Source organism: Streptomyces sp. NPDC058307, from assembly GCF_042880295.1.
Taxonomy (GTDB): domain Bacteria; phylum Actinomycetota; class Actinomycetes; order Streptomycetales; family Streptomycetaceae; genus Streptomyces.
Genome location: NZ_JBHVYZ010000038.1, coordinates 1 through 21,670, shown reverse-complemented (window position 1 = coordinate 21,670; position 21,670 = coordinate 1). Strand labels below are relative to the sequence as shown.

Sequence of the window (21,670 nt, the reverse complement as noted above, 5' to 3'; positions counted from 1 at the left end):
GCGTCCCAGTGCTCGGCGAGCTTGCCGTCGGCGTCGACGCGGAAGATGTCGAAGCCGACCAGCGGGTCGGGGCCGAACCCGTAGTACGTGCCGTGCAGGGCGACCAGGTCACCGTCGGCAATGACCCGGGCACCCTCGTAACGGAAGTCGTCACCGAGGGAGGCGACCAGCGCGCGCAGAGCCTCGGGGCCGTCGGCGGCCAGGGCGCTGTGCTGCGTGTAGTCGGCAGCGGCCCAGCGGTCGACCGCGGCCGGGTCCTTCTTGCCGAACAGTTCGCCGGTGGCGGCCAGGACGGCGTTCTTGGCGTCGTTCATCACAATTCTCCTTGGGGAACAGGGGGTTGGGGGGAAGAAGGTCGGGGGAACGCTGCGGCAAGGCACTGGTCGAGCGCCGCGGTCAGTGATGCGGCGGTCGACGTCGCACTGCCCAGCCGGTCTGCGCCGTGCGCGGTGTGCAGCAGGAGCGTGGGGTAGGTGCTCACGTGCAGGCGACGTAGCGCGCGGAAGTCGGCGCGGGCCTGCTCCCAAGGTGCCCGCGAGGCGTACGCCGCCGGCACCTTGGACGCGTCCAAGCCCAGACCGTCGGCGATGTCGCGGTAGACCTCGGGATCGGCGAGGCTGCGTCCGTCGACGAACCATGCCTGCTGTACGGCCTCGGCCGCGGCCAGGTGCGGTACGCCGACCTCGTCGGCCTGGCTGCACAACACCGCCAGGCCGGCGGCCGCCGCGGTGGAGTCCGCGGCCGTCGTCCCGTCGGTCAGCGCCTGCGCGAATCCGGCTCCGAAGCCGACTCCGGTCAACTGCGCGACCCGCTCGCACTCTTCGGCCATCCGCGGATAGGCCGACACCGGCCGTGCCCGGGCGCCGGTGTACAGTCCGGCCGACCGGATGTGCAGCCGGATGGGGTGGGCGTTGTCCTGGGCGAAGGACCGCAACGCCGGGCCGAAGCCGTAGCACCAGGGGCAGTACGCGTCGAAGGCATACGTCAGCCGGACGTTCTCTGCTGTGGCCATCGCATGCCTCCTTCCCTACAGCCCTTACGCTTTTTCGACACTCGGTGTGACGTCGCGTGAAGCGATACCTCCAAGCTATGAGGCAGACCCGATGGCAGCCGGATACGCTGGCGACACATGATGACCAAAAAGCGACATGATGGCAGGGTGCAGATCCCCGAGATCGCTTTCACCGCGCCCGCCGGAACACCTGCGGGGGTCGAGGTCCTGTCCTTGGCCGATCTGCGCCACCGGGCCACCGCGGCCCAGCTCGCAACACCGCAGCGGCCGGACTTCCACCACCTGCTCACCCTCACCGACGGCACCCTGTGGCACGCCGTGGACTTCACCGGCTACGCCCTCGAACCGGGATCCTGGCTCTGGGTTCGCCCCGGCCAGGTCCACCAGTGGGGCGACCTCACCGGCGCCGAGGGAACCCTGATCCTGTTCCGCCCGGACTTCCTCGATGCGGCCACGGCCGACGCCGCCCGCACCCAGGACCCGCACGCCCCGGTCCTGCGCCTCCCCCTGCCCGACGATGCCGCGGCCCTGCGCCTCGCCGCCGAGCATCTCGGCATCGAGTTCCAGGCACTCGGACGCCTGCCCCTGGACGTCCACACCTCAGCACTGCGCCACCTGCTGGCCGTCCTTGTGCTGCGCCTGACTCACCTGACCGCGCCCGCCGGCTCGCCCGCCCCCGAACCCGACCCCACCTACCTGCGCTTCCGAGACGCCGTCGAACAGGACTTCGCCCGCACTCGCCGCGTGGAGGACTATGCCCGGGCCCTCGGCTACTCGCCCCGCACGCTCTCCCGCGCCACCCTCACCGCCGCAGGGCTCGGCGCCAAGGAGTTCATCGACCGCCGCGTGATCCTGGAGGCCAAGCGCCTCCTGGCCCACAGCGACCAGAGTGCCGCCCGCATCGCCGACCATCTCGGCTTCCCCAGCGCGACGCACTTCAGCAAGTTCTTCCACCGGGGCACCGGACAGACCCCCATCGCCTTCCGCGACACGGTCCGCGGGCACTCCCCGCAGTGAACGGCCCGTCGCCGTAGGCCATCCGGGATCGCGTATTCGTCTACTCCGGGCCAGGGTCGCGTAGCGGGTTACGGTGCCCGCAGTCCCAGCACTTCACAGATGCCCCTATGTGCTGTCAACCGGTCACGGGTTCCGGTCGTGGCAGTGGGATGGCCCGAATGTGCTGATAGATCTCTCGGGCCACGTAACGCTTGAGACACCGGATGACCTCACGCTTGGTCTTGCCCTCGGTGCTGCGTCGTTGGAGGTAGCGCTGGGTTCGTTCCTCGCGTCGCAGGCGTGTGAGGACGATGCGGTAGAGCGCCGCGTTCGCCTGCCGGTTGCCACCGCGGTTGAGGCGGCGGTGCCGGCTCTTACCAGATGAATGCTTGACGGGGCTCGCGCCGCAAAGGGCGGCGAAGGACGCCTCGCTGGTCAGGCGGTTGTGGTTTTCTCCCGCAGCAATGAGCAGAGCTGCCGCACTGTCGGGCCCCAGCCCGAAGACCTTGAACAGGTCCGAGTTGAGAGACCGGACAATGAGGGTGATCTGCTTCATGAGAGCGCTGATCTGCTCGGACAGGTGGCGGATGCGCACCGCCAGCAGCTGCAGGGCCTGGTGCACCACACCGTGCTCGGGGTCGAGCTGGGCGCAAGTGGCGAACAGCGCCGGGTTGCGCAACGATTCCTGCCTTTCACGCAGAAGAGGATCTGCGGGGACCAGGATCGCTTTGAGCTGGTTGATGGCCTGCGTGCGGGCGCTGACAGCGGGGTCCTTGACCATTTTGGCCACCCGGAGTTCTTCGACAGCAGCTTCGCTGTACTTGGGGTGGGTGCGGGCCGGCCCGCCAATACCGCACGAGCTGCCGCTTCGGCGTCGATGGTGTCGGTCTTGCCACGCCGTCGACGCGTGGCACGGTCTGGGCGGTCGACCTCGATGACCCGCACGTTCTGGGCCATCAGATACCGGCACAGCGATGCTCCGTACGACCCCGTGCCCTCCACTCCGGCGCGGCCGACCAAACCGAAGGAGGAAGCCCATGCCAGCAGGTCCAGATGTCCCGCGCGGGTTGCAGGGAAGGAGCGTGTGGCCAGCAAGGCACCCCTGATTGCTCGACGCCGTTGTCATGAGTGCCTCCGTCCGGACCGGCTGGGGTGAACCGGCTCGACGGATACGGGCGGTCAAGACTGTGACGATGCTGAATACGAAAGCCCCTATGGAGACACGTCCGTTCGCCGGGTCGGCATGCCCGTCCGCACCACGGCCGGCAGATCAACTCTCTGGACAGCAAGGTCAGTCCCAGAGCGAGCCAGACCGTGGTTCGAACGGGACATCGTCATTCTCACATTCCCAGACCAGCACGATGGGGGCACCGAGCTGGATGTGGGCGCGGACGACGAGGTCGCGGTAGTCACGCCAGGAGAAGCTGTCGCGTCCTGTGCCCTTGTGCTTGCGGTGGCGGCGCGGCCGGTAGATCAGCCGGGGTGCCTCGCCCGGCCGGTAGCAGCACAGGGCGGCGATCGACCAGCGGCGCCAGGACCGGCCCCGCACCCGCACCACCGGCGTGTGGCCACGCCGGCCCCACGTGCGGGCCCGTGGCGGGCATCATCGAGAACCCGGCGTCGTCCTCGAACACGACGAACGCCCCGAGCGCCGCCGCAGCCATTCCCTCTGCGGCCACACATCCTTCTTCCACAGTTCGACTGCATGCTCGTCCCGTTCCAGCGCGCGGCGGGCGGGAGACTGCCAGGCCCAGCCGTGGTCGTGCAGCAGGCGCCGTACCGCCGCCATCGAACAGGCGATCTGGAATCTTCCAGGCGATCAGGACTCTGATCCGTGCCAGGGCCCACCGCTGGTCCTCCCAGCCGTGCTCGGCGGGCCCCAGGGCCAACTCCTCCTCCAACTCCGCGAACTGACCGTCGGACAGCCTGGGCAATATCGACGGTCCGGTGGAAGCCAGCGCATCCAACCCGCCCTCCCGCCAGGTACGCCGACAGCGTTCCACCGACCGCTCGCTCACCCGCAGATCCTTCGCGATCACCGCGGTCTTCTCGCCGCGCGTGAACGTTCGGCCGCCTGATACCGGATCCGCTAACGAGACTCTCGCCGCTCGGCGGTCGGGAGCGGTGCGGGGACGAAGAAGATCTGAAGGTCCGGCCGGGCTGCGGTGGGATCGCTGTGGAGCAGGCCCATCATTTCGCTCGGCGGGTTGGCAGGAACGAACGGGACGGGCTCGGTCGTCTCGTACACCACGCCGACCATCGGGTGGTCCTGCAGATGGGAGCCCACGCCCGGCAGGTCGACGACGATGTCGATGCCGTGATCCTCAAGGTGTCGTGCCGGGCCGATCCCCGACAGCATCAAAAGGTGTGCGGAATTGATGGCTCCCGCGGTCAGCACCACTTCGGTGGTGTCGACGAACCGGTGCTCGCCGCCGACGGTGTACTCGACGCCGGTGCAGCGGCCCTCAGTGGTGCGCAGCCGCTGCACGGTCGCGTCCGTGACGACATCCAGGTTCGGCCGGTCGAGGAACGGACGGATGTAGGCGTCGGCCGCGCTCTGGCGCGTGCCTCCGGGCAGATTCATGTCACTCCACCCGAACCCGGTCTCCAGCCCGCTGTTGATGTCGTCGGCGCGTGTGAAGCCCGCCTCGACCGCAGCGTCGACAAACGCCGCGGTCAGGGGATGGGGTTGTGCCACCGGGGCGACCACGACCGGCCCGTCGGTGCCCCGCAGGGTGGTGTCACGGCCGTGAGCGCTCTCGCTGCGGCGGAAGTAGGGCAGCAGATCGTCGAAACCCCAGCCCGGAGCACCGAGACCGGGCCAGACGTCGTAACCGGAGCGGTGCCCCCGCAGGTGGTGGAGGCCGTTGACGCTCGACGATCCGCCGAGCGCCTTGCCGCGCCGCAGTTCCACTGCGCTGCCCGTACCGGCCGGCACGGTCGAGGTGTGCGGCCACAGGGATGCCGGGTCGGGCACCAGGAAACCCCAGGGAGACGCCATGGTCTCGGTGGCGTCGCGGGCTCCCGCCTCCAGCAGCAGTACACGCACGCCGGAGGGTTCCGAGAGCCGAGAGGCGATCACGCATCCCGCGGTTCCCGCTCCCACCACGACATAGTCATAAGGCTGGTTGTTCATCATGTCTCCGCTTCTCACGGCAGCCTTGTCCGACCAGCCGGATTCAGAAAGACAGCTGGGCTCAACGATCAAGGAACCGGTCATGTACCAAAGGGTTTCAGGAAATGTGCACAGATCTCTTCGTGTCTTTTGTGTGCACGTCTCGGAACAGAAGCTTAGGAAGATCGAGGCAGCGGGCACTTGAACCACGGCGCCGTCCGATCGGAACGTGGCCGCCACAAGCCGGTGTTGGAGCCACACCACGCCATGGCCTTGAGGAACGGCCGCGCGATCACCGCGGAGATCCGGGCCGGCGTCCACCGCCGGCCTCACCCAGCCGTGCCCGGCCGGCGCCTTCTCCTTCGGCGGCCAGCCACTGCCGCCAGCCGGGCTTAGAACTCCTAACGAAATGATCTCTGAGGTGGTTGGATCACTCCGGAGCTGGTGATCTGGGGGTGCGGGGTGGCGCGGCCGAAGCCGTGGAAAGTCGACGACGAGCTGTGGGCGGTGATCGAGCCGCTGTTGCCGAAGGTGGAGCGTCGAGCCCGGCATCCTGGGCGTAAGCGGCGTCCGGACCGGCTGGTGTTCCAGGGCATCCTGTTCGTGCTGCACACCGGGATCGCCTGGGAACATCTGCCGCAGGAGCTCGGCTTCGGCTCGGGCATGACCTGCTGGCGCCGCCTGGCCGAGTGGACCGAGGCCGGGGTATGGCGCCGACTGCATGTTCTGCTCCTGGCCAAGCTCCGCAGCGCGAACGCCCTGGACTTCTCCCGGGCGGCGGTCGACGGCTCTCATATCCGAGCGTTAAAGGGGGCTCCAAGACCGGACGAAGCCCCGTCGACCGGGGCAGGACGGGCAGCAAACACCACCTGATCACCGACGCCACCGGCATCCCACTCGCCGTCACCCTGACCGGCGGCGACCGCAACGACGTCACCCAGCTCATCCCGCTTCTGCAAGCTGTGCGGCCGGTGCGAGGCAAGCGCGGCCGGCCCCGACGGCGCCCGGACGTGCTATTGGCCGACCGCGGCTACGACCACGACAAATACCGCCGTCTAGTCTGGGATCTCGGCGTGAAACCGCTGATCGCCCGCCGCGGCACCGAGCACGGCTCCGGCCTGGGCACCGAACGCTGGGTCGTGGAGCGTGCATTCGCCCACCTGCACTGGTTCCGCCGACTGCGGATCCGCTGGGAGATCCGCGACGACATCCACGAATCCCTCCTCACTCTAGGGTGCAGCATCATCTGCTGGCGCCGGCTCAGGAACCACCATGCGTGAGACCAAGCGACAGCGGCTGTCTACAGCGAGACCTTCCGCTCGTCGGCCTTGAGGCCGCGGAGTGTCCAAAGTCCGTACAGAGCCAACAACGGTTTGACGACCATCCATTCGCCAGGGCGGTAGTCATCCGCGCGCACCAGCCTCTCTGCAAGATCGGGGCGCTGCCGCCGTAAGTACGCACGGGCCTTGAGCGCATGAGCTGGCTGGGAGGCGATCTTGATGCGATGCACGTCTTCAAGCAGTGGGATCACGTTCGTGATGTTCTCCCACGTCGTCGCGCTCTGGTCTTCGAGGAGCACCGTGCCGTCGAACTCAAGCACCGACTTCGCGTAGTCAGCCATCAGCTGGGCCTCCGTGGCGCCGCTGCTGGTCGCACCGCCGCTGAAGATCACGCAGGTCCCATTTGCACCGTCAGCGGCGATGGAGCGGATTCCAGCACGGACTCGCCATCGGTTGATCAAGTTCGCCGTCGCTTGGGGATTCCGGTACCCCAACACCACCACGGCCGCGGAGGCGCCCCCGCTACTCCCCACGAGCGCTCGAGACCAGCGCCAGTTCAACCACTCGCCCCAGGCCAGGGCTGCAACCCCAGCTATCGCCAGTCCCGTCCTTCGCCGCATGCGGCGACTCTAGGACACCTTGGTATCGGGCCGCGAAGGAACCAGCCACGCTACAGACGACGCATTCTGTTAGGAGTTCTTAGGGCGCGTATCGAGTCGTGATCAATTTGCGGGATATGCCTTCCTGGCACGGTTCGGTCCGATAGACCGTCTTACCTGACGCGAGCGCAACTGGCCGACACAGAGTGGGAGTTCATCGAGCCGTACCTGCCGATCGGTGAGTACGGTCCGTACCCCGGGCGACTGCGGCAGCAGTTCGAGGGGATGATCTGGCGGTTCAGGACGGGCGGGCAGTGGCGGGGAGATGCCGACGGAGTTCGGTGCCTGGTCGACCGTCCATAACCGCTTCCGGCAATGGCGTGATGCCGGGGTCTTCGAGGACTTGCTGGAGGGTCTGATCACGGAAGCAGCGAAGCGGGGTGAGGTGGACCTGTCCCTGGTCAGCATCGACTCCACCACCGCGCGGGCCCACCACGACGCGGCCGGGATGCACCTTGCCGAGGACGTCATCACCGCTTCGGAGAAGGCCGCCGCCGAAGAGGGGAAGGCCAGGACAAAAGGGGCGGCCTCGAAGAACGAAACGGGCAGGACGCCGAAGGCGACCCCGCTTGGGAAGAACGACGACGCATCCGGCGACGGCAGAAACTCAGGCTGAAGGCCGCTCTCCTCGGACGCTCCAGGGGCGGGCAGACCCGCAAGGTCCACGTGGCCGCCGACCGGAAATGCCGCCCATTGGCGTTCGTCCTTACCGCGGGCCAGGCAGCGGACAGCCCGCAGCTCATCCCCGTCCTGGAGAAGGTGCGGGTGCACGGGCGGTGACACTGTCCCCTTCACTCCCACGCTTTAAACAACAGGACCGGCCGGGCAGACATTCCCTCCGCACGGATCTCGCTGCGTTCAACGGCCGGCTGACCAGCGGCGGTAGGGCTCATGGTCGGGCCCGTGGTCGGAAGTGCACGCGCCGCTCGGTTTGCGGACGGACAGACCGGGTGGAAGGCATGGGGCTGTGACGTGGACACTGCCGGAACCGATACTCGCCGGCCCTGAGGCCGACCCGGCTCCGCTGCCCGGGTGGGCGGGAAAGCCCAAGTTGTGGACGAGGTTTTTGTTCTGTCCGTTGTTTGCCGAGGGATGGATCATCCTCCGGCGTGAAGGGTCCTGAGCCAGCGGTGGCGTCAGCTCTGGCAACCACCTTCCGACGCGGTCTTGGCCTCGGTCACGGTGAGGTTGGGATGGACGGAGGTCTCGGCCGACGTACGGCAGGCGTCGACACCGACACCCCGTCACCAACGTCCCCGGACCACAGACCTAGTCCTTCCTCGTGAAGGTGCCGAGACCGCTCGTGTCGAGGTTCTCGACCCGGACCTTGTCGGCGCGTCCCCCGGACCCGACGGTGAAGGTCACGCCGGACAGGCCGACGGCATTCTCGCCGGTGGTCCTGTAGCTGAAGGTGTCACCTGCGTAGTGGCGCAAGACGAACCGTTGCTTCTTGGGCCCGAGTTGCATGGTGAGTTCGCCCCCTTGGGCGCTGACGGTCAGCGGGCCGTAGTAGTCATTGGCGTACGTTCCGGTGTAGGCGCTGTCTGCCTTGGCAGGTGCGGGCGAGGCCGGAGGCTTGCTGTAGTCCACCTTCGAGCGTTCCCCCTGCAGGGCCTGCTGGAAGATCGGCCCGAGGAACTTCAGCCAGTCGACGGTCGGCCCGCCCGTCTGCGCGGTGTCGAGGAACGTGGCGGAGATCGCCTCGGGCACGCCGATGGGCTCTCCGTTGGTCAGGACGACGATGCCGAGCTTCTCCGAGGGCAACAACGTGACGCTGGTGGCCGCCCCCAGCGCGAAGCCGCCGGAGTGGCCGAGCCTCAGCCTGCCCTGGTCGTCGTAGCTCACGTTCCAGCCGAGGCCGTAGAACCCGGTTTTGCCCGCGGGCGAGTGCGGCGGCTGGGAGACCGCGTGGGGCACGTGGGTCTGCTCCAGCGCATCGGCGTCGACGACTTGCCGCCCCTCGAACGTGCCGTTGCCCAGTTGCAGGCGCAGCCACTTCGTCATGTCCCGGGCCGTGGAGCTGGCCCCGCCCGCCGGGCTCTGGGCGTCCGCGTCGCGCACGTGCTCGGCCCGCCAGGTGTCCCCGGTCCTCACATGCAAGTCAGCCCTGTTGCCCGCCTTCTCGTAGTCGGCGAAGGAAGAGCTGGTGGAGTCCATGCCGAGCGGCCGGTACAGCTTGTCGGCGGACAGCTTCTCCCAGCTGGTCCCCGCCGCTTGCGCAGTGGCGACCGCGGCTTCGGTCAGCCCGAAGTTGGTGTACGCGTAGTGGGCCCGGAAGGGAGCCAACGGTTCGTAGCGGAGGTGGTCCAGGATGTACGAGCGGTCGTAACCGAGGTCCTCCAGGACGTCTCCGGCGTGGTCCGGCAGTCCGCTGCGATGCGAGAACAGGTCGGCCAGCGTGACATGCCGGGTGACCCACGGGTCCTTCAGCGCGAAGCCGGGGGTGTACTTGACGGCCGGGTCGTCCCAGCCGACGGTCTTCTCGCCCACGGCCGCGGCGACCACGGTGGACGCGATGGGCTTGGAGACCGAGGCGAGCTGGAAGACGGTGTCCGGTCCGACCCGGTCCTTCGTGCCCGCGTTCCGCAAGCCGAACCCCTTCAGATACACCACCTCATCGTTGTGCACCACACCCACGGCGACACCGGGCACGCCGGTACGGTGCATGGCGTCCCGTACGACGTCGTCCAGCCGGCCCACAGCGGTCTCGACCTCCGCCCGGGTGAGCTGTGACGGTGGCTGGGCAGGTGGGACGGTGGGCAGCGGCGACGTCCCGACGGCCGCACGGCCGACCGCGGCGGTGATATCGGCATCGGAACCGGTACAGCCGACGGCCAGCGCCGCGACCAGGCCCAGTGCCGCGGCGGAGCGAAGGGGGCGGGGGCATGCGGTGTCGAGTCGGGACATGTCTTCCATGGGAACCTCTCCCGCGGCGCTCGTCGCGCCCTGCCAGGCCGTTCGGGTATCCGGCGTGCGCCGTCACGATGCCGGCCCAGAGCGAGTTCGGCGTCCGGCTGCGCCTCTTCCTGGACCTGCGCCGACAGCCCGGCTCGCAGCGCTGCGGGCGGGCGGGTGGCCGCATCCGGCTGACCAGCCGTGGCCGGGCTCATGGCCGGGCCGGTATTCGGGTGTGCATGCGCCGCTCGGTTTGCGGACGGACAGACCGGGTGGAGGGCATGGGGCTGTGACGTGGACGCTGCCGGAACCGATGCTCGCCGCCCCTGTGTCCGACCCGGCTCTGCTGTCGGGGTGAGCGGGGGAGCCGAAATGGGACGGGTGGCGCGCCTTGGTCTCGGTGGAGGCCGGTCATGTCGTGCTGCGCTCGCGGAGGGGCACGGACTTGCTCGCGTCGTTCCCGGAGATCAAGGGCCGGGAGCAGGCAGTTGCCGGATTCCGCGGCGCTGGACGGGGAATTGATCGTGTGGGAGTCCGGACGGCTCGCGTTCGAGCGGCTTCAGAACCGGCTGCAACGGCGTGGCAGGCGCGGCCTCCCCCACTTCCCCCCCCGTCGGAAGCACCAGTCCGAGCGACCCTCCAGTCAGCAAACCGACCGAGCACCATTCAGTCGCTGCGCAGGCGAAGTCGTACTGACCGTTGCGACGCTCCCGCAAGGCGCACCAGGAATTGCACGCTTCTCCTGGCGTCCCACCTTCCAGGTCTGGAAGGCAACGTCGGCCTCCTGGTGCTGAGAAAAGCCACCGGAGGGACAGCGCCCCGCTTCCGCCCAGACAGCCACGCGCCGGGCGGAAGGAGACCAGCACCCACACGCGGCGCAGCAGGATGGCCTGTCTGCTGCCCGACATTCGGGCCAACCCAGGAAACGACCGCCCCGAAGAACGCGCCAAAGACGCGTGGTCCGACATCTCTGATTCCGGAACATGCTCAGACTCCCCTGGTGGCCGGTAGCGCCTACGGGCCATCACCAGTCGGCGCCCTTAATATGCGACGGGATGGAAGAAAATTCACCAAATAGCACAAATCGTACCCAGGGCGGCGCAAGGATCTGGGTGGTGGCGGCCGGTATCAGCTTGGCTCTGGCGGCATCCCTCACTCTGGCCAACGCCTTGGGCGCAAAACCCGGCCGGGCAGCGACCCTCATCGGTGTCCTGGTCGGCCTGACCGGCTTTCTGGGGTCCGTCACCCAGCTTCTGCGGGACAAACTGGCCGAGGTGCCCCGGTGGCGGCGCGCCACGTACGCAGTCGTGATCGGTTGTGTGTTTGTCGGCGGGGTCGTGGTACTCCTGCGCTTCCAGGCACCACCGCCCCGTTGCACCGGCTGACCGGTCCTCAGGACGTGGCTGTGGTCGGCTTCAAGGACCGCGGCTCCGGGCAAGACCAGCAGCTATTGGACGATGTCTCCTCGACCTTTGCCCGGGCCCTTCCCAAGGGCACAGTCGTACACGACTACGCAACGGAGTACGAGCTTCCGCTGAGCGAACTGCTCCATGGCGATCATCGCCGCCTCGACAGCCGCACCCGGAAGTTTGTCGTCCAGTCCAATGCCGCCATCCTCGTCGGCGGCATCGTCAGCCCCGGTTCCGGCGGGCAGATCAACGTGCGCCCGGCTGTGTATGTCCGCGCCGACCAGGTGCCCGACGCCCCGGAACTCGTCGGCTGGTACACCAGCCAACCGGTCCCCGCGGACCAGAGCCTCGGGCTCGCCCACAGCCGCAACGCCCTGGTGGCCGAGCTGGTCCGGCAAGCCAGCGGTCTTGCCCAGTTCACCTCCGCCCTGGACGCCTGGCAATCAGGCCGTACCACCGAAGCCGTAGCCGGCTTCGCCCGGCTGCTGCCCGGCAAAGGGACGTCGGACCTGGACTCCGGCACCGGATTCGTCACCTCGGACCTCGTCCACCTGTTCCGGGGCCACGCCCTGGAGCAGACCACTGTCAACGGGCAGGAGGCTTCGCGTTCCGCACTGGAGGCCGCCGGCGCCGACTACCGGGCCATCCCGGCAGACTCTCCCATCTGGCTCCGGGCACAGCTCAGCTTGGCCGGCAACATTTATCTGCGTGCGGAGACGGCGACGGACTGCGCTCCCGGAGCCCTGCGTGACTCGGACATCGCCGGCGTCACCTCCACCCTCCGGCGGCTGATGTCCGACGCGAAGTTCACCACGCTGGGCCGCCTCAAGGCCGCGGTCAACCTGGCCCAGGTGGAGTATTGCCGGATCAATGCGGGCCTCACCAGCGACGACGGCACCGTCGATGCCGTTGTGCGGCGGGTCCGCGCCGCAGGGCCCGGCGTAGGCGTTCGCGAACTCAAGGCGCTGGCCGCCTCCATCGCCGCCCAGCGCGAGGCGGACCGAGGACGCCTGGACGCCGCGATCTCCGGCATGCGGCAGGCACTCGTGCTGGAGAGCCGTTTCGTCGTGCGCGCCCAGTGGCTGGCATGGCTGGCCGCCTGGGCGTTCGAACGGTGCGACCCGGTCACCGGAGACCAAGCCGCGCGGGATTCTCTCGACCAAATGCGTAACGCCATCCGCACCGGCGCCGCGAGCCGACAGGGCTATGAGGCGGACCGCAAGTTCCTGGACCGGCGCAAAAACCAGGCCCGCGCGCGGTGCGGGTCCGGGAGCCCACAGTGAGCGCATGAAAGGAAACCCTGATGGAGCGTCGACAACTAGCCGGATGGCTGGTGCTGCTGTCCATCACCGCCGCTGGATGCGGCTCGGCGACCCAGGACGCCACACGTCGAACGAACACGACAGCACGAAGCGCCGCGGAGAGCCGACAAGCCGCAGGCGCACGCAAACCCAAGCCGCACAAGGGCCCGAAACTGCCGGGGAAGTTCAGAAACCTCGCGGCAGGCGACGGCGACGCCCCCGAATGCAAGCGAGACCTTTCCTCTCTGCCTGCGGAGTTCGCCACCTCGCCCGCCGTATGGATGAGCACAATCCAGGGCCCCAGCAGCCTCGTGTTCAATGACGAGAACGCGCTGTGCCTGCACGGCTTCACGGCCGACGGAGCGATCACCGTCACCGTCTCTGACGGCCGCCACGGCTACACCACCACCGCGCAGCCCACCGACGGCAAGCTCACCTTCGACCGGTACGAGCCTCCGGAGTCGCTTTTCAACGGTGCGCGACTGCGGGTGTACGACATCGGCACTGGCGTGATGCAAAGTGAGACCTGGGACTTCGTCCCGCAGTCCGCCGCCCGTGAAAGCCTGGCGGCAGCGGGGCACTTCACCATCAGCGCCACCCAGGGCAGCACCACCGCCTCGTTCAGGCAGTCGGTTGCCGTACCGACGAACCCTGAACGGGCACGGTTGCGCGGTGAGAGCAAGCGCCGACTGGTCGTCGACGGTTTCAAGCAGGGAGACACGATTCCCATCGGGCTATACAGCCTGGCTGGCGGGGCGAGCGACCAGGCGACCCTCGTCCGACAGCTGGGCAGCGTCGTGATGCCCCGCTCGCGCACCGCCGTCTTCCCCGTTCCGCAATCGGCGGCGGGCAGTACCTACTGCGTCACGGTGCCCCTGGCTACGCAGTACAACTGCCCGTCCTTCTGATCATCCGGTCGGGGTGTAGGGAGGCGTCATGGCTGGCGTCCGGCGGGTGGGCCAGGCATGCGGTGTGAGGAGGGACGTGGGTGCCACGGCAGCCAACCGCGCTGTCCGGGCTGCTGCCCGTGGCCACAATGCGGCCGGTGCAAGCGGGGTCGGGGATGTGCCGCGCGGTCCTGGCGGGTCGAGCAGCACAGATCTACCTCCAGCGGGAGCAGATCGGGTGGGGGTTGTGAGGCGCGGCGGAAGAGGGCAGCCGGACCGATGACGCCGGGCCCGAACTTGTCGCGGACGCGGTCGACGGCGGTTTCCCCGGACAGGCGGTTCTCCCTGGCGTCATCGAGGGAGAGCTGCCTGGGGACCTGGTCGGCATCGATGAGTCCCCGCCCTTCACAGCGATGCGGGTCAGCCCGCCGCGCTGCAGGCCGGGGACCGAATCGTTCGCTGCCATGGGGCTTATCGGCCATGGCCTGATTGTTCATTGCGTGGCTCCCGTCCGGAAGCGAGACTGCCGTGGGCCGAACGGTGACGCGCAGAACGGGGGCTCGGTGAAACGCATCCACTTCACGGCGGAGGACCTGGCGCGGACCCGCGTGGCTACGACGATCGGCGTGGCGGCGGAAACTCTCGATACTCTGAAGCTGTTGAAGGACCGCGACGCCAGTATCACCTTTCGGCGCTGGCACATATCGGTACGTGGGCGGCTGGGCCAACAGGCCGGACCACTTGCCGCGTTGATGCCCATACGGGGACCGCTGATCGACGCGACGAGCCTCATGGGAGACACGGCGTCCATCGACGAGGCGGTGGACAACCTGATGGCGGCTCCCCGCGCCCTGATGCGCCTCGAATTGGAGAACCTCGACTTCCACCCCACCCACCGCTCCTGGGCCCGAAACCTGGTGGACGGCGACCGTGAAGCTCGCCTCCAGGTGGCCACGGCACTCCGAGCCTGCCACACCGTCACCATCGCCCCCTATTGGAGCAGGGTGCACTCCCATCTGAGGGAGGTCCGGGCCGGGTACGTGACCACGATGGCCGACGGCGGGGTCGAGCAGCTCCTCACCACACTGTGCGGTTCGTTGGTCCGCTGGCGGCCGCCCGTGCTCGAAGTGGTCCACACACGTGATGCGGACATCCACCTGAACGGACGAGGTCTCGTCATTGCGCCGACGATGTTCTCAACCCGGCAGGTGGAACTTCTGTACCCGCCGCTGGACCCGGACCGGGCACCCGTTCTGGCTGTCCCCAGTCTCAGTGGGACCTCGCTCGACACCACGCTGTGGGAGGGCGTCGAGTCCACCGCCCCCTCACTCGACGACCTGCTGGGACGCACCAGGGCCGCAGTGCTGAGGGCGGCCGTCGGCGGATGCGGCACCACGGAGCTGGCCCGCCGCCTGCACATCTCACCGGCGACCGTGAGTCACCATACGACCACACTACGCAACGCTCGCCTGATCACCACCCGACGCGAAGGCAAGGCGGCCCTCCACACGGCCACGTCACTGGGCCTCGCCCTGCTGGGCCAAAGCCCCCTCATCTGACGGGAACGACCCGGGCCGACACCGGGAGGCAACTCCTCGACCGGGCACGTTTCGATGGTCTTCGAAACCATGGCCAGGAACGTCGGCGGAACGTACGTTGCGGAACCAGGAGATCGACCGCAGCAACGGGACCTGTTTGTCCGGCAGACCCCAGAGTGAGACCGGCAGCCGGCCGTGGCAGGCCGCCCGCGGAGTGTGCCGGCCGCCGAACCCCAAGGGCCCGCCATCGTCGAAGGAGTCCAGATGCGTCTACGCAAGTACGCGATCGCCGCCGTGTTCATGAGCACCGCGGTCTTCACCGCCATAGCCCCCCAGGCCATGGCCGCCCCCATACCCTTGGAGACCACCACGACCCCCGCGGCCACGACCCACGACACCGGCTCCACAGCGACCCACGAGAGCGGCACGGTCACCGTGCTGTGCGCCAACGGCTGCTACCAGTAGGCGGCCACCCTCGGGGTTGTTCCCAAGGCCACTTCCGCTTCGCCGGCCCGGGGACCAAAGCTGGGACCACCAGGGCGCCCGCACCCGCCTCCCCTCGCCGACAGGATGCGCGGCGCCAGCCCAACTCACCGCGGGTCGGCGGCGAGCCCTTGGGTGCGGCTCCCCTGAAGTGAGTTGACGCTCGGGTTTCATGCCTCCGGGTGCGTGCCCGCCGGCGGCTTTCGATCGAAAGGTAAGACTGAATTCAGTCTCGACGTGATTCAGCCCGCTCGGCAGCGTGTGCCGCATGGACATTGGGGTGGAACTCGAGAACTATCTGAGCGAAGAAGCGCGCGTTGATCGACGCCATCACACGCGAGTTTCGCAACGGCACCCCGGCCAAGACCATCGCGTTGAGCGTCGCGCGGGCCTTCAGCCGGGACCAGGTGACGCAGTACCTGAGTGCGTCAGCCGCACCATGCGGGAGCCGATCGCGGCCCGGTTATGGCTGACTGTCCACCAGCTGCCGCCGGGCGCGCCAGAACTCGATCCGGTCGAGGGGGGTCTGGTCGCTTGGCCGGGCTCGACCTCCGACCCCCGTAACCCCAGCCATTAAAGATCTCTAGTAGGACTCCGTTAAGTTGCTCTGGCTCTTGGGTTCGGGCTGGTGGTGGATGTTCTTGGCAGGGGGCGGTGGCAGGTGGTGCAGGTGCCGGTCCAGCAGTTCAGCAGGTCCTGGATGGTGTCGAGGATCTGGTAGAGGGTGAGTCCGCTGTATCGGCTTTTGGGGCCAGGCGCTGTTCGGTGAGGAACGCGTGGGCGGCGGTGACCAGGGTGACGTGGTGATGCCACCCCGTCCAGGAACGGCCCTCGAAGTGGTCCAGGCCCAGGCCGTGCTTGAGTTCCCGGTAGTCGTGCTCGATGCGCCAGCGGATCTTCGCCAGTCGGACCAGTTCGGCGAGGGAGAGCGTGTCGGGCAGGTTGGACAGCCAGTAGCCGGTGGGCGCCTCGGCGGCGGCGGGCCATTCGACCAGCAGCGTGACGTCGGGCAGGACGCCGTCCCAGCAGTTTTCGTCTGTGGCGGCGGCCTGGGCGAGGCGTCGGGACCTGACCCCGGCCGGCCGCACCCGCAGGGACAGGAAATGCGAACGCATCGGCCCGCGGGAGCCTTCCCGCCAGGTCACCTCGGTGAAGGCCTGCCGCCCCTGGTCCGCCACGAGCGCGGCCACCGGGGACGGCTTGTCGCGGTAGCGGGGCTGGGGCTTGCGGCCGTTGCCGGACCAGGGCGGGGCAGTGGGCACGGCATCGTGCGGGTGGACGGTCACGTCCGAGCGGATCGCCACCACGTAGCCGATGCTCCGACGTTCCAGCCCGTCGCGGAAGTCGGCGTTCTGCCCGTAGCCGGCATCAGCCACCACCACCGGCGGGACGAGACCCCAACCGGCCAACTCGTCCAGGACATCCAAGGCCAGGCGCCACTTCTCCCGGTGCCCGATCTCCTCAGGGACCCCCGTCTTGCGTCGGCGGGCCGGGTCGTGCGCCCACTCCTGGGGCACGAACAGGCGCCACTGCAGCGGACAGGACGCGGTGTCGGAGACCGCGTGCACGCTCACCGCGACCTGGCAGTTGGCCTGCTTGCCCAAGGCTCCGCAGTACTGGTGCGCGACCGCCACCGACATCTTCCCGTCCTTGGGAAACGACACATCGTCCACCGCCCAGGCATCCGGGCCGATCAGCGGCACCATCCGCTGGGCGATCCGCCGCCGCACCGGCACCGGATCCCACGTCGACTGGTTCACGAACTGCTGCAGGTTCTGCTCGTTGCCGTCCGGCAGCCGCGAGGCCATGGCCTGGATGGACTTGCGCCGCCCGTCCACCATCAGTCCCCGCAGATAACAGTCGCTCTTCGCCTGCTGATCCTTGCGCGGCACCGACGCGAACACATCAGCGACGAATAACGCCAACTTCGCCCGAGCACGGTTCACTTCATGTGCGTCCACCCACCCACCATGCCGCTCAACACCACCGACGGAAAGACCTAACGGAGTCCTACTAGCTGGCTGTGGTCATGGGTCGTCACGCCTCCCGAGGCACCACCAGCACCGGAGCAGGATGCGCCCATCAGGAATGCACCTGGACGCTCTACCGTTGAGGGCCCAGCTTGGGCAGGGTCGGCGAAACGGGTGCCGATCGCTGATTCGTCTGGCACGCCTCTGCTGGATGGGCTTGCCCCCCTTGGACAGCAACTGGTGGCGGCCACGCAGCGGATGAGGGCGCTGCTGACTCAAGACCGTGAAGCTTGAAGTCGGTTGTCCGGAGCGTTGCCCAGTGTGCGGAGGTCATGGTCGTCGAGCAGGTCGAGGGCTCACCATGCGCTACCAGCGCCGTACCCCGGCTCTGCAGGCGATCGTGGTCGCCGTGATCACAGCCCCGGACCGGTGACCGCCGTGGGGGCTGACTTCGGCTGTGCCGCCGATACAGAGCACGAACGTAGGGTTCCGTCCGGTGATCCGGGAATCCCCGGACGGAGCCCTCACGTCAAGACGGGCCGGTCACGACGCGCTGTCACACATGCCTTCCTCCAGCTCGCGGATGTCCCGGTCCCCCGAGGCCACGCAGATCCAGCGGGTCGGCTCCTCGGCGTACTCCCAGCTGCGAGGATCGGCCAGGACGTCGTCGAGGTCCTGCCCCGTCACCTCCTCACCCTCGGTGTCCGCGGGCCATACCTCCGATCGGAACACCTTGATGAAGCCGAGCCGCTGCCAGCAGCCGATAAGCCGGGCGAAACGCGGAATGTGTTCCTTCCATTCCTCCTCGTCCTCGCTCTTGGTCCAGTCGGCGAGCACGGCCCAGAGGTCCGCTGCCTCTCCGCCGTTGATGAAGAGGCAGTATTCGTCGTCCTCCCAATCCTTCATGGCCTGTGTTCCTTACTCTTCTCACTTGTCCAGTGCGGGGTTACCGGCCAACGGAATACGGTAGGCCTTCTTGTCCTGCTGGACCTTGACGTACGTGGATCGGTGCAAGAGCGGAGACGAGCTACCTCTACGACGCCGACGGCGAGCCACCCATCCGGCGCGCAAAGAGCGCCCACGATGGGAATCCAGCCGCAGCCGATAAAGGAGGATCTCCTTGGCGACCGCGGCGTCGCCGTTCTCGCCCATCATGCCGGGGCAGGCCGGGTAACCGGAACCTGTTCCATTGCAGGAGTACACCGGTGACATGGTCACCACCAGCGCTCCGACGGGCGGCCAGGCCGGCGCGGTCGTGACCAACGCACTCGGCCGGACGGTCGAGCGCCGTGAGTACGCCAGCCCCAAGCCTGAGGGCACGCAACCACCATGAGCTACACCTACACGCCCAGCGGCAAGCAGAAGACCGTCACCGGTCCCTCAGCAGTGGCAAGCTCCGCGAGCCGTTGCGCACCGTCGTCACGAGCGCCTACGGGGACGGCATCGCCGACCTGTTCCTGTTCACAGCTCCCGCCGCCCTGCTCGGCCTCGTACTGACTCTGTTCATCCGCGAGACAGCACTGAAGGACCGCACTCCCGAGCCCGGACATCCCACCACCGCACCGGCGGAGGGCCAGGCCTGAAAGGTCACCTTCGTACGCCGTCGGCCAGTGGCGACTCAGTGGTGGGACTCAGCCGGGTCTCGACGATGCCCACGATCAGGCTCAAGTCGCGGGGCTGGACATGCATGCATGGTCCCGCTCCCGCGGGTCGTCGCCATCGGCGTACGAGGGGTCTGTCCGACGACAGACCCGAGCGGCGGACGAGTCAGGCTGTACGCCACGGAGCATCCAGGTGACTTGCCCCAGCCAGGGTGGGGCCGAGCCTGCTGCGAGGGGCCGCCGAGGGTGGCCAGCGCGCAGTTCCACGACGGCCGCACAGGCCGTTTTGATCGTCCGCGATGGGCACCGGATCCTGGTCCCCGTACCGAGCCCCGACGGGATTCCCGCCGCATGGCAGGCCTCAGCCGCATGGCAGGCCTCAGAGGATGCGTCCTCGATCCGGTCACCGGCCGTGCCGCTCTCGACTGGCGGATGGCCACCGGTGGACAGCGGCTCCCGAACCGCTGATCCTCATCACCTCTGCCGACCAGCGCAGTTGCAACGAGCTGGCCGCCGCCCATGCCCAAGCCCTCAGCGCATGAGAGTCCGCGCAACCCCATGGGCGGCCAACCAACCCCTATACGGCCAGCACCGCATGCGGAGCTGGAACTGAACTTCTCTGCCGACCCAGGTTCCATCCCGGGCGGTGGAGCGGGCGGGCATGAGGCCCTCCCGGTCCGATGTCGTGACCTCGTGAGCACATGGTGTGGGCAGTGTTGGGCCCGGCTGAGCACCGCAGAGCATGGAGTTCGGGCAGTGGCGCGGCGCAGGGTTACGAGCAGAAGGACGGCGCCGCCGCCCACAGATCCCGAGGAGCGGCCATGAACATCCCCTGTCTCCCGCAACGTCGTCCTCGGCCCTCCGCGGTGACGGCGCGACAGCCCGGCCGTACGGCGGAAGCCATGAACACGATGCCGGGATGAGCACCGCCGCGTGGAGCCCGGTGTCTCTGGCCGTCCTGTGCGCCGGCGTCGGTCACGGGCGCTCGACCCGCCTGCTCGCGGACTGGGTCGCGGAGGCCGTGTGCCGGTCACTGGCGGCCGGTGGTGCGCGCGCCGAGGTGGAGGTGCTGGAGCTGCACCGGCTGGCGGCCGACCTGGCCCAGCACTCCGCCCGGGGCCGCGCCAGCCTCGACCTGCGGGAGGCGGTCGCGGCGGTCGTGACGGCCGACGGGCTGGTGGTGGCGACCCCGGTGCTCGCCGCATCCCCGAGCGAGGTGTTCGACTCGTTCTTCGCCGTCCTCGGGGACAAAGTCCTCTCCGGCATGCCGGTACTGCTGGCGCTCGACAGCTACTCCCGTCGGCAGCCACCCGACCTTGTGCAGGCGATGCGCAGGCGCCTGACCGACGTGCACGCCGCACTCGTGCCCACGGTCGTCGCCGCGGGCCCCGCCGACTGGCAGGCCACGGCGCACAGCGACGCGGCGCGACTGCGCGCCTGCATCGACCGGGCCGCCGTCGAACTCGCTGTGGCGATGCGTTCGCACCGGCAGTGACCGACAACACTTGCTTCGAATTCGAAGCAGATGTACTGTCCTCAACAAGTGCTTCGAATTCGAAGCACCATCGATCGCAACGAAGGTGAGAACCCCATGAAGGCAGTACGTTTCCACGAGTACGGCGACCCGAGCGTCCTGCGCTACGAGGACATCGAACAGCCCGCCCCCGGGACCGGGCAGGTCCGCATCCGCGTCGCCGCGACCTCGTTCAACCCCGTCGACGGCAACATCCGCGGCGGCTTCATGCAGGGCCCCATACCGGTACAGCTGCCCCACACCCCCGGCATCGACGTCGCCGGAACGGTCGACGCGCTCGGCGAGGACGTCGACACCATCGCGATCGGCGACGACGTCATCGGCTTCCTGCCGATGGACGGCACCGGAGCCGCCGCACAATACGTCCTCGCACCCGCCGACGCCCTGACCCCGGCCCCCAAGAGCGTCCCCCTGGCCGACGCCGCCGCACTCCCGCTGGTGGGCCTGACCGCCCACCAGGCACTGTTCGACCACGCCAAGCTGACGGCCGGACAACGCGTACTGATCAACGGAGCCGGCGGAGCCGTCGGCAGCTACGCCATCCAGCTGGCCAAGAACGCCGGCGCCCACATCATCGCCACGGCCGGCCCGCGCAGCAGCCAGGCAGTCACCTCGGCCGGCGCCGACGAGGTCATCGACCACACCACCACGAGCGTGACCACGGCGGTGACCGAACCGGTCGACGTCGTCCTCAACCTCGCACCGGTCGCCCCGGAACAACTGGCCGCCCTCATCACCCTGGTCCGTGACGGCGGTGTCCTCGTGAACACCACGGTGTGGATGCCCGCCCCCAGCGACGAAGAGCGCAACGTGCGCGGCATCAACCTCTTCGTCCGCAGCGACGCCGCCCAACTGGCCCAGCTGGTAGCACTGACCGACAACGGCGAACTGCGCGTCGACGTCGCCGAACGGGTACCACTGGCCGAACTCCCGGCGCTCCACGCCCGGGCCACCGAAGGCACCGTGCACGGCAAGGTCATCGTCATCCCC

The 21,670-nt window shown here is 68.3% G+C and carries 21 protein-coding genes and 3 pseudogenes; 13 read left to right on the top strand and 11 right to left on the bottom strand.

Annotated features, from left to right (window positions below; translation table 11 throughout):
• Together ACFVYN_RS25395 and ACFVYN_RS25390 are read right to left on the bottom strand one after the other, a co-directional pair.
• On the bottom strand, window positions 1-314 hold a 314-nt coding region (locus ACFVYN_RS25395), incomplete at its 3' end, for a nuclear transport factor 2 family protein (protein WP_390002136.1).
• Window positions 314-1,012 carry a DsbA family protein gene (locus ACFVYN_RS25390; RefSeq protein WP_390002133.1) on the bottom strand — a complete coding sequence of 233 codons (699 nt, stop codon included), beginning with the start codon at window positions 1,010-1,012 and terminating at the stop codon, window positions 314-316. The genes ACFVYN_RS25390 and ACFVYN_RS25395, both read right to left, overlap by 1 nt.
• Window positions 1,013-1,132: 120 nt before the next feature.
• Between ACFVYN_RS25390 and ACFVYN_RS25385 the strand changes: the two genes are divergently transcribed.
• On the top strand, window positions 1,133-2,029 hold the full coding sequence (locus ACFVYN_RS25385) for a helix-turn-helix domain-containing protein (RefSeq protein WP_390002236.1): 897 nt from the start codon (window positions 1,133-1,135) through the stop codon (window positions 2,027-2,029).
• A 115-nt stretch (window positions 2,030-2,144) separates the two neighbouring features.
• Here the strand turns inward: ACFVYN_RS25385 and ACFVYN_RS25380 are convergent, their stop codons facing one another.
• The 5 genes and pseudogenes from ACFVYN_RS25380 to ACFVYN_RS25360 form a co-directional block, all read right to left on the bottom strand.
• Entirely contained in the window at window positions 2,145-2,789 is a 645-nt protein-coding gene (locus ACFVYN_RS25380; protein WP_390002131.1) for a transposase, read from the bottom strand.
• Between the two features lie 95 nt (window positions 2,790-2,884).
• Window positions 2,885-3,103: pseudogene (locus tag ACFVYN_RS25375) on the bottom strand (IS110 family transposase); the annotation flags it as partial.
• Window positions 3,104-3,353: 250 nt separating this feature from the next.
• Window positions 3,354-3,608, bottom strand: a pseudogene (locus ACFVYN_RS25370) (DDE endonuclease); the annotation flags it as partial.
• Between the two features lie 3 nt (window positions 3,609-3,611).
• Complete coding sequence (locus ACFVYN_RS25365) at window positions 3,612-3,797, bottom strand: winged helix-turn-helix domain-containing protein (protein WP_390002235.1); 186 nt, start codon at window positions 3,795-3,797, stop codon at window positions 3,612-3,614.
• 300 nt (window positions 3,798-4,097) lie between these two features.
• Window positions 4,098-5,228: a GMC family oxidoreductase gene (locus ACFVYN_RS25360; RefSeq protein ID WP_390002130.1), complete on the bottom strand. Its 1,131-nt coding sequence runs from the start codon at window positions 5,226-5,228 to the stop codon at window positions 4,098-4,100.
• A 357-nt stretch (window positions 5,229-5,585) separates the two neighbouring features.
• Here ACFVYN_RS25360 and ACFVYN_RS25355 point away from each other — a divergent pair.
• Window positions 5,586-6,403, top strand: a protein-coding gene (locus tag ACFVYN_RS25355) for an IS5 family transposase (RefSeq protein WP_390002128.1) whose coding sequence is annotated in 2 segments (ribosomal slippage) — window positions 5,586-5,928 and window positions 5,928-6,403 — 819 coding nt in all. Because the reading frame shifts where the segments join, the coding sequence is not laid out codon by codon here.
• Between the two features lie 20 nt (window positions 6,404-6,423).
• Here the strand turns inward: ACFVYN_RS25355 and ACFVYN_RS25350 are convergent.
• On the bottom strand, window positions 6,424-7,023 hold the full coding sequence (locus ACFVYN_RS25350) for a YdcF family protein (RefSeq protein WP_390002126.1): 600 nt from the start codon (window positions 7,021-7,023) through the stop codon (window positions 6,424-6,426).
• A gap of 156 nt (window positions 7,024-7,179) precedes the next feature.
• On the opposite strand from ACFVYN_RS25350, the pseudogene ACFVYN_RS25345 reads away from it, so the two are divergent.
• Window positions 7,180-7,976, top strand: a pseudogene (locus tag ACFVYN_RS25345) (transposase); the annotation flags it as partial.
• A 355-nt stretch (window positions 7,977-8,331) separates the two neighbouring features.
• On the opposite strand, the gene ACFVYN_RS25340 reads toward ACFVYN_RS25345, so the two are convergent.
• Window positions 8,332-9,969, bottom strand: coding sequence for a serine hydrolase (locus tag ACFVYN_RS25340; RefSeq protein ID WP_390002124.1), 1,638 nt, complete (start codon window positions 9,967-9,969; stop codon window positions 8,332-8,334).
• A 77-nt stretch (window positions 9,970-10,046) separates the two neighbouring features.
• On the opposite strand from ACFVYN_RS25340, the gene ACFVYN_RS25335 reads away from it, so the two are divergent.
• From ACFVYN_RS25335 to ACFVYN_RS25310, 6 genes are all read left to right on the top strand, one after another.
• Window positions 10,047-10,250: a hypothetical protein gene (locus ACFVYN_RS25335; RefSeq protein ID WP_390002122.1), complete on the top strand. Its 204-nt coding sequence runs from the start codon at window positions 10,047-10,049 to the stop codon at window positions 10,248-10,250.
• An 822-nt stretch (window positions 10,251-11,072) separates the two neighbouring features.
• Complete coding sequence (locus ACFVYN_RS25330) at window positions 11,073-11,342, top strand: hypothetical protein (protein WP_390002120.1); 270 nt, start codon at window positions 11,073-11,075, stop codon at window positions 11,340-11,342.
• Between the two features lie 20 nt (window positions 11,343-11,362).
• Entirely contained in the window at window positions 11,363-12,649 is a 1,287-nt protein-coding gene (locus tag ACFVYN_RS25325) for a hypothetical protein (RefSeq protein WP_390002118.1), read from the top strand.
• Between the two features lie 20 nt (window positions 12,650-12,669).
• On the top strand, window positions 12,670-13,575 hold the full coding sequence (locus tag ACFVYN_RS25320) for a hypothetical protein (RefSeq protein ID WP_390002116.1): 906 nt from the start codon (window positions 12,670-12,672) through the stop codon (window positions 13,573-13,575).
• A gap of 392 nt (window positions 13,576-13,967) precedes the next feature.
• Window positions 13,968-15,113: an ArsR/SmtB family transcription factor gene (locus ACFVYN_RS25315; RefSeq protein ID WP_390002114.1), complete on the top strand. Its 1,146-nt coding sequence runs from the start codon at window positions 13,968-13,970 to the stop codon at window positions 15,111-15,113.
• Window positions 15,114-15,356: 243 nt separating this feature from the next.
• The gene (locus ACFVYN_RS25310; protein WP_390002112.1) at window positions 15,357-15,557 is read left to right on the top strand and encodes a hypothetical protein; all 201 of its coding nucleotides are present in this window, start codon (window positions 15,357-15,359) and stop codon (window positions 15,555-15,557) included.
• Window positions 15,558-16,261: 704 nt separating this feature from the next.
• Here the strand turns inward: ACFVYN_RS25310 and ACFVYN_RS25305 are convergent.
• Complete coding sequence (locus ACFVYN_RS25305; protein WP_390002110.1) at window positions 16,262-17,536, bottom strand: IS701 family transposase; 1,275 nt, start codon at window positions 17,534-17,536, stop codon at window positions 16,262-16,264.
• Between the two features lie 552 nt (window positions 17,537-18,088).
• A complete protein-coding gene (locus ACFVYN_RS25300; RefSeq protein ID WP_390002109.1) occupies window positions 18,089-18,451 on the bottom strand; it encodes a hypothetical protein in 363 nt (120 codons plus the stop codon).
• A 304-nt stretch (window positions 18,452-18,755) separates the two neighbouring features.
• On the opposite strand from ACFVYN_RS25300, the gene ACFVYN_RS25295 reads away from it, so the two are divergent.
• The 4 genes from ACFVYN_RS25295 to ACFVYN_RS25280 form a co-directional block, all read left to right on the top strand.
• Window positions 18,756-18,878, top strand: coding sequence for a hypothetical protein (locus ACFVYN_RS25295; protein WP_390002108.1), 123 nt, complete (start codon window positions 18,756-18,758; stop codon window positions 18,876-18,878).
• 73 nt (window positions 18,879-18,951) lie between these two features.
• On the top strand, window positions 18,952-19,128 hold the full coding sequence (locus ACFVYN_RS25290) for a hypothetical protein (RefSeq protein WP_390002106.1): 177 nt from the start codon (window positions 18,952-18,954) through the stop codon (window positions 19,126-19,128).
• A 937-nt stretch (window positions 19,129-20,065) separates the two neighbouring features.
• On the top strand, window positions 20,066-20,641 hold the full coding sequence (locus tag ACFVYN_RS25285; RefSeq protein WP_390002104.1) for an NAD(P)H-dependent oxidoreductase: 576 nt from the start codon (window positions 20,066-20,068) through the stop codon (window positions 20,639-20,641).
• A 96-nt stretch (window positions 20,642-20,737) separates the two neighbouring features.
• A partial coding sequence (locus ACFVYN_RS25280) for an NADP-dependent oxidoreductase (protein WP_390002102.1) occupies window positions 20,738-21,670 on the top strand: 933 nt, incomplete at its 3' end.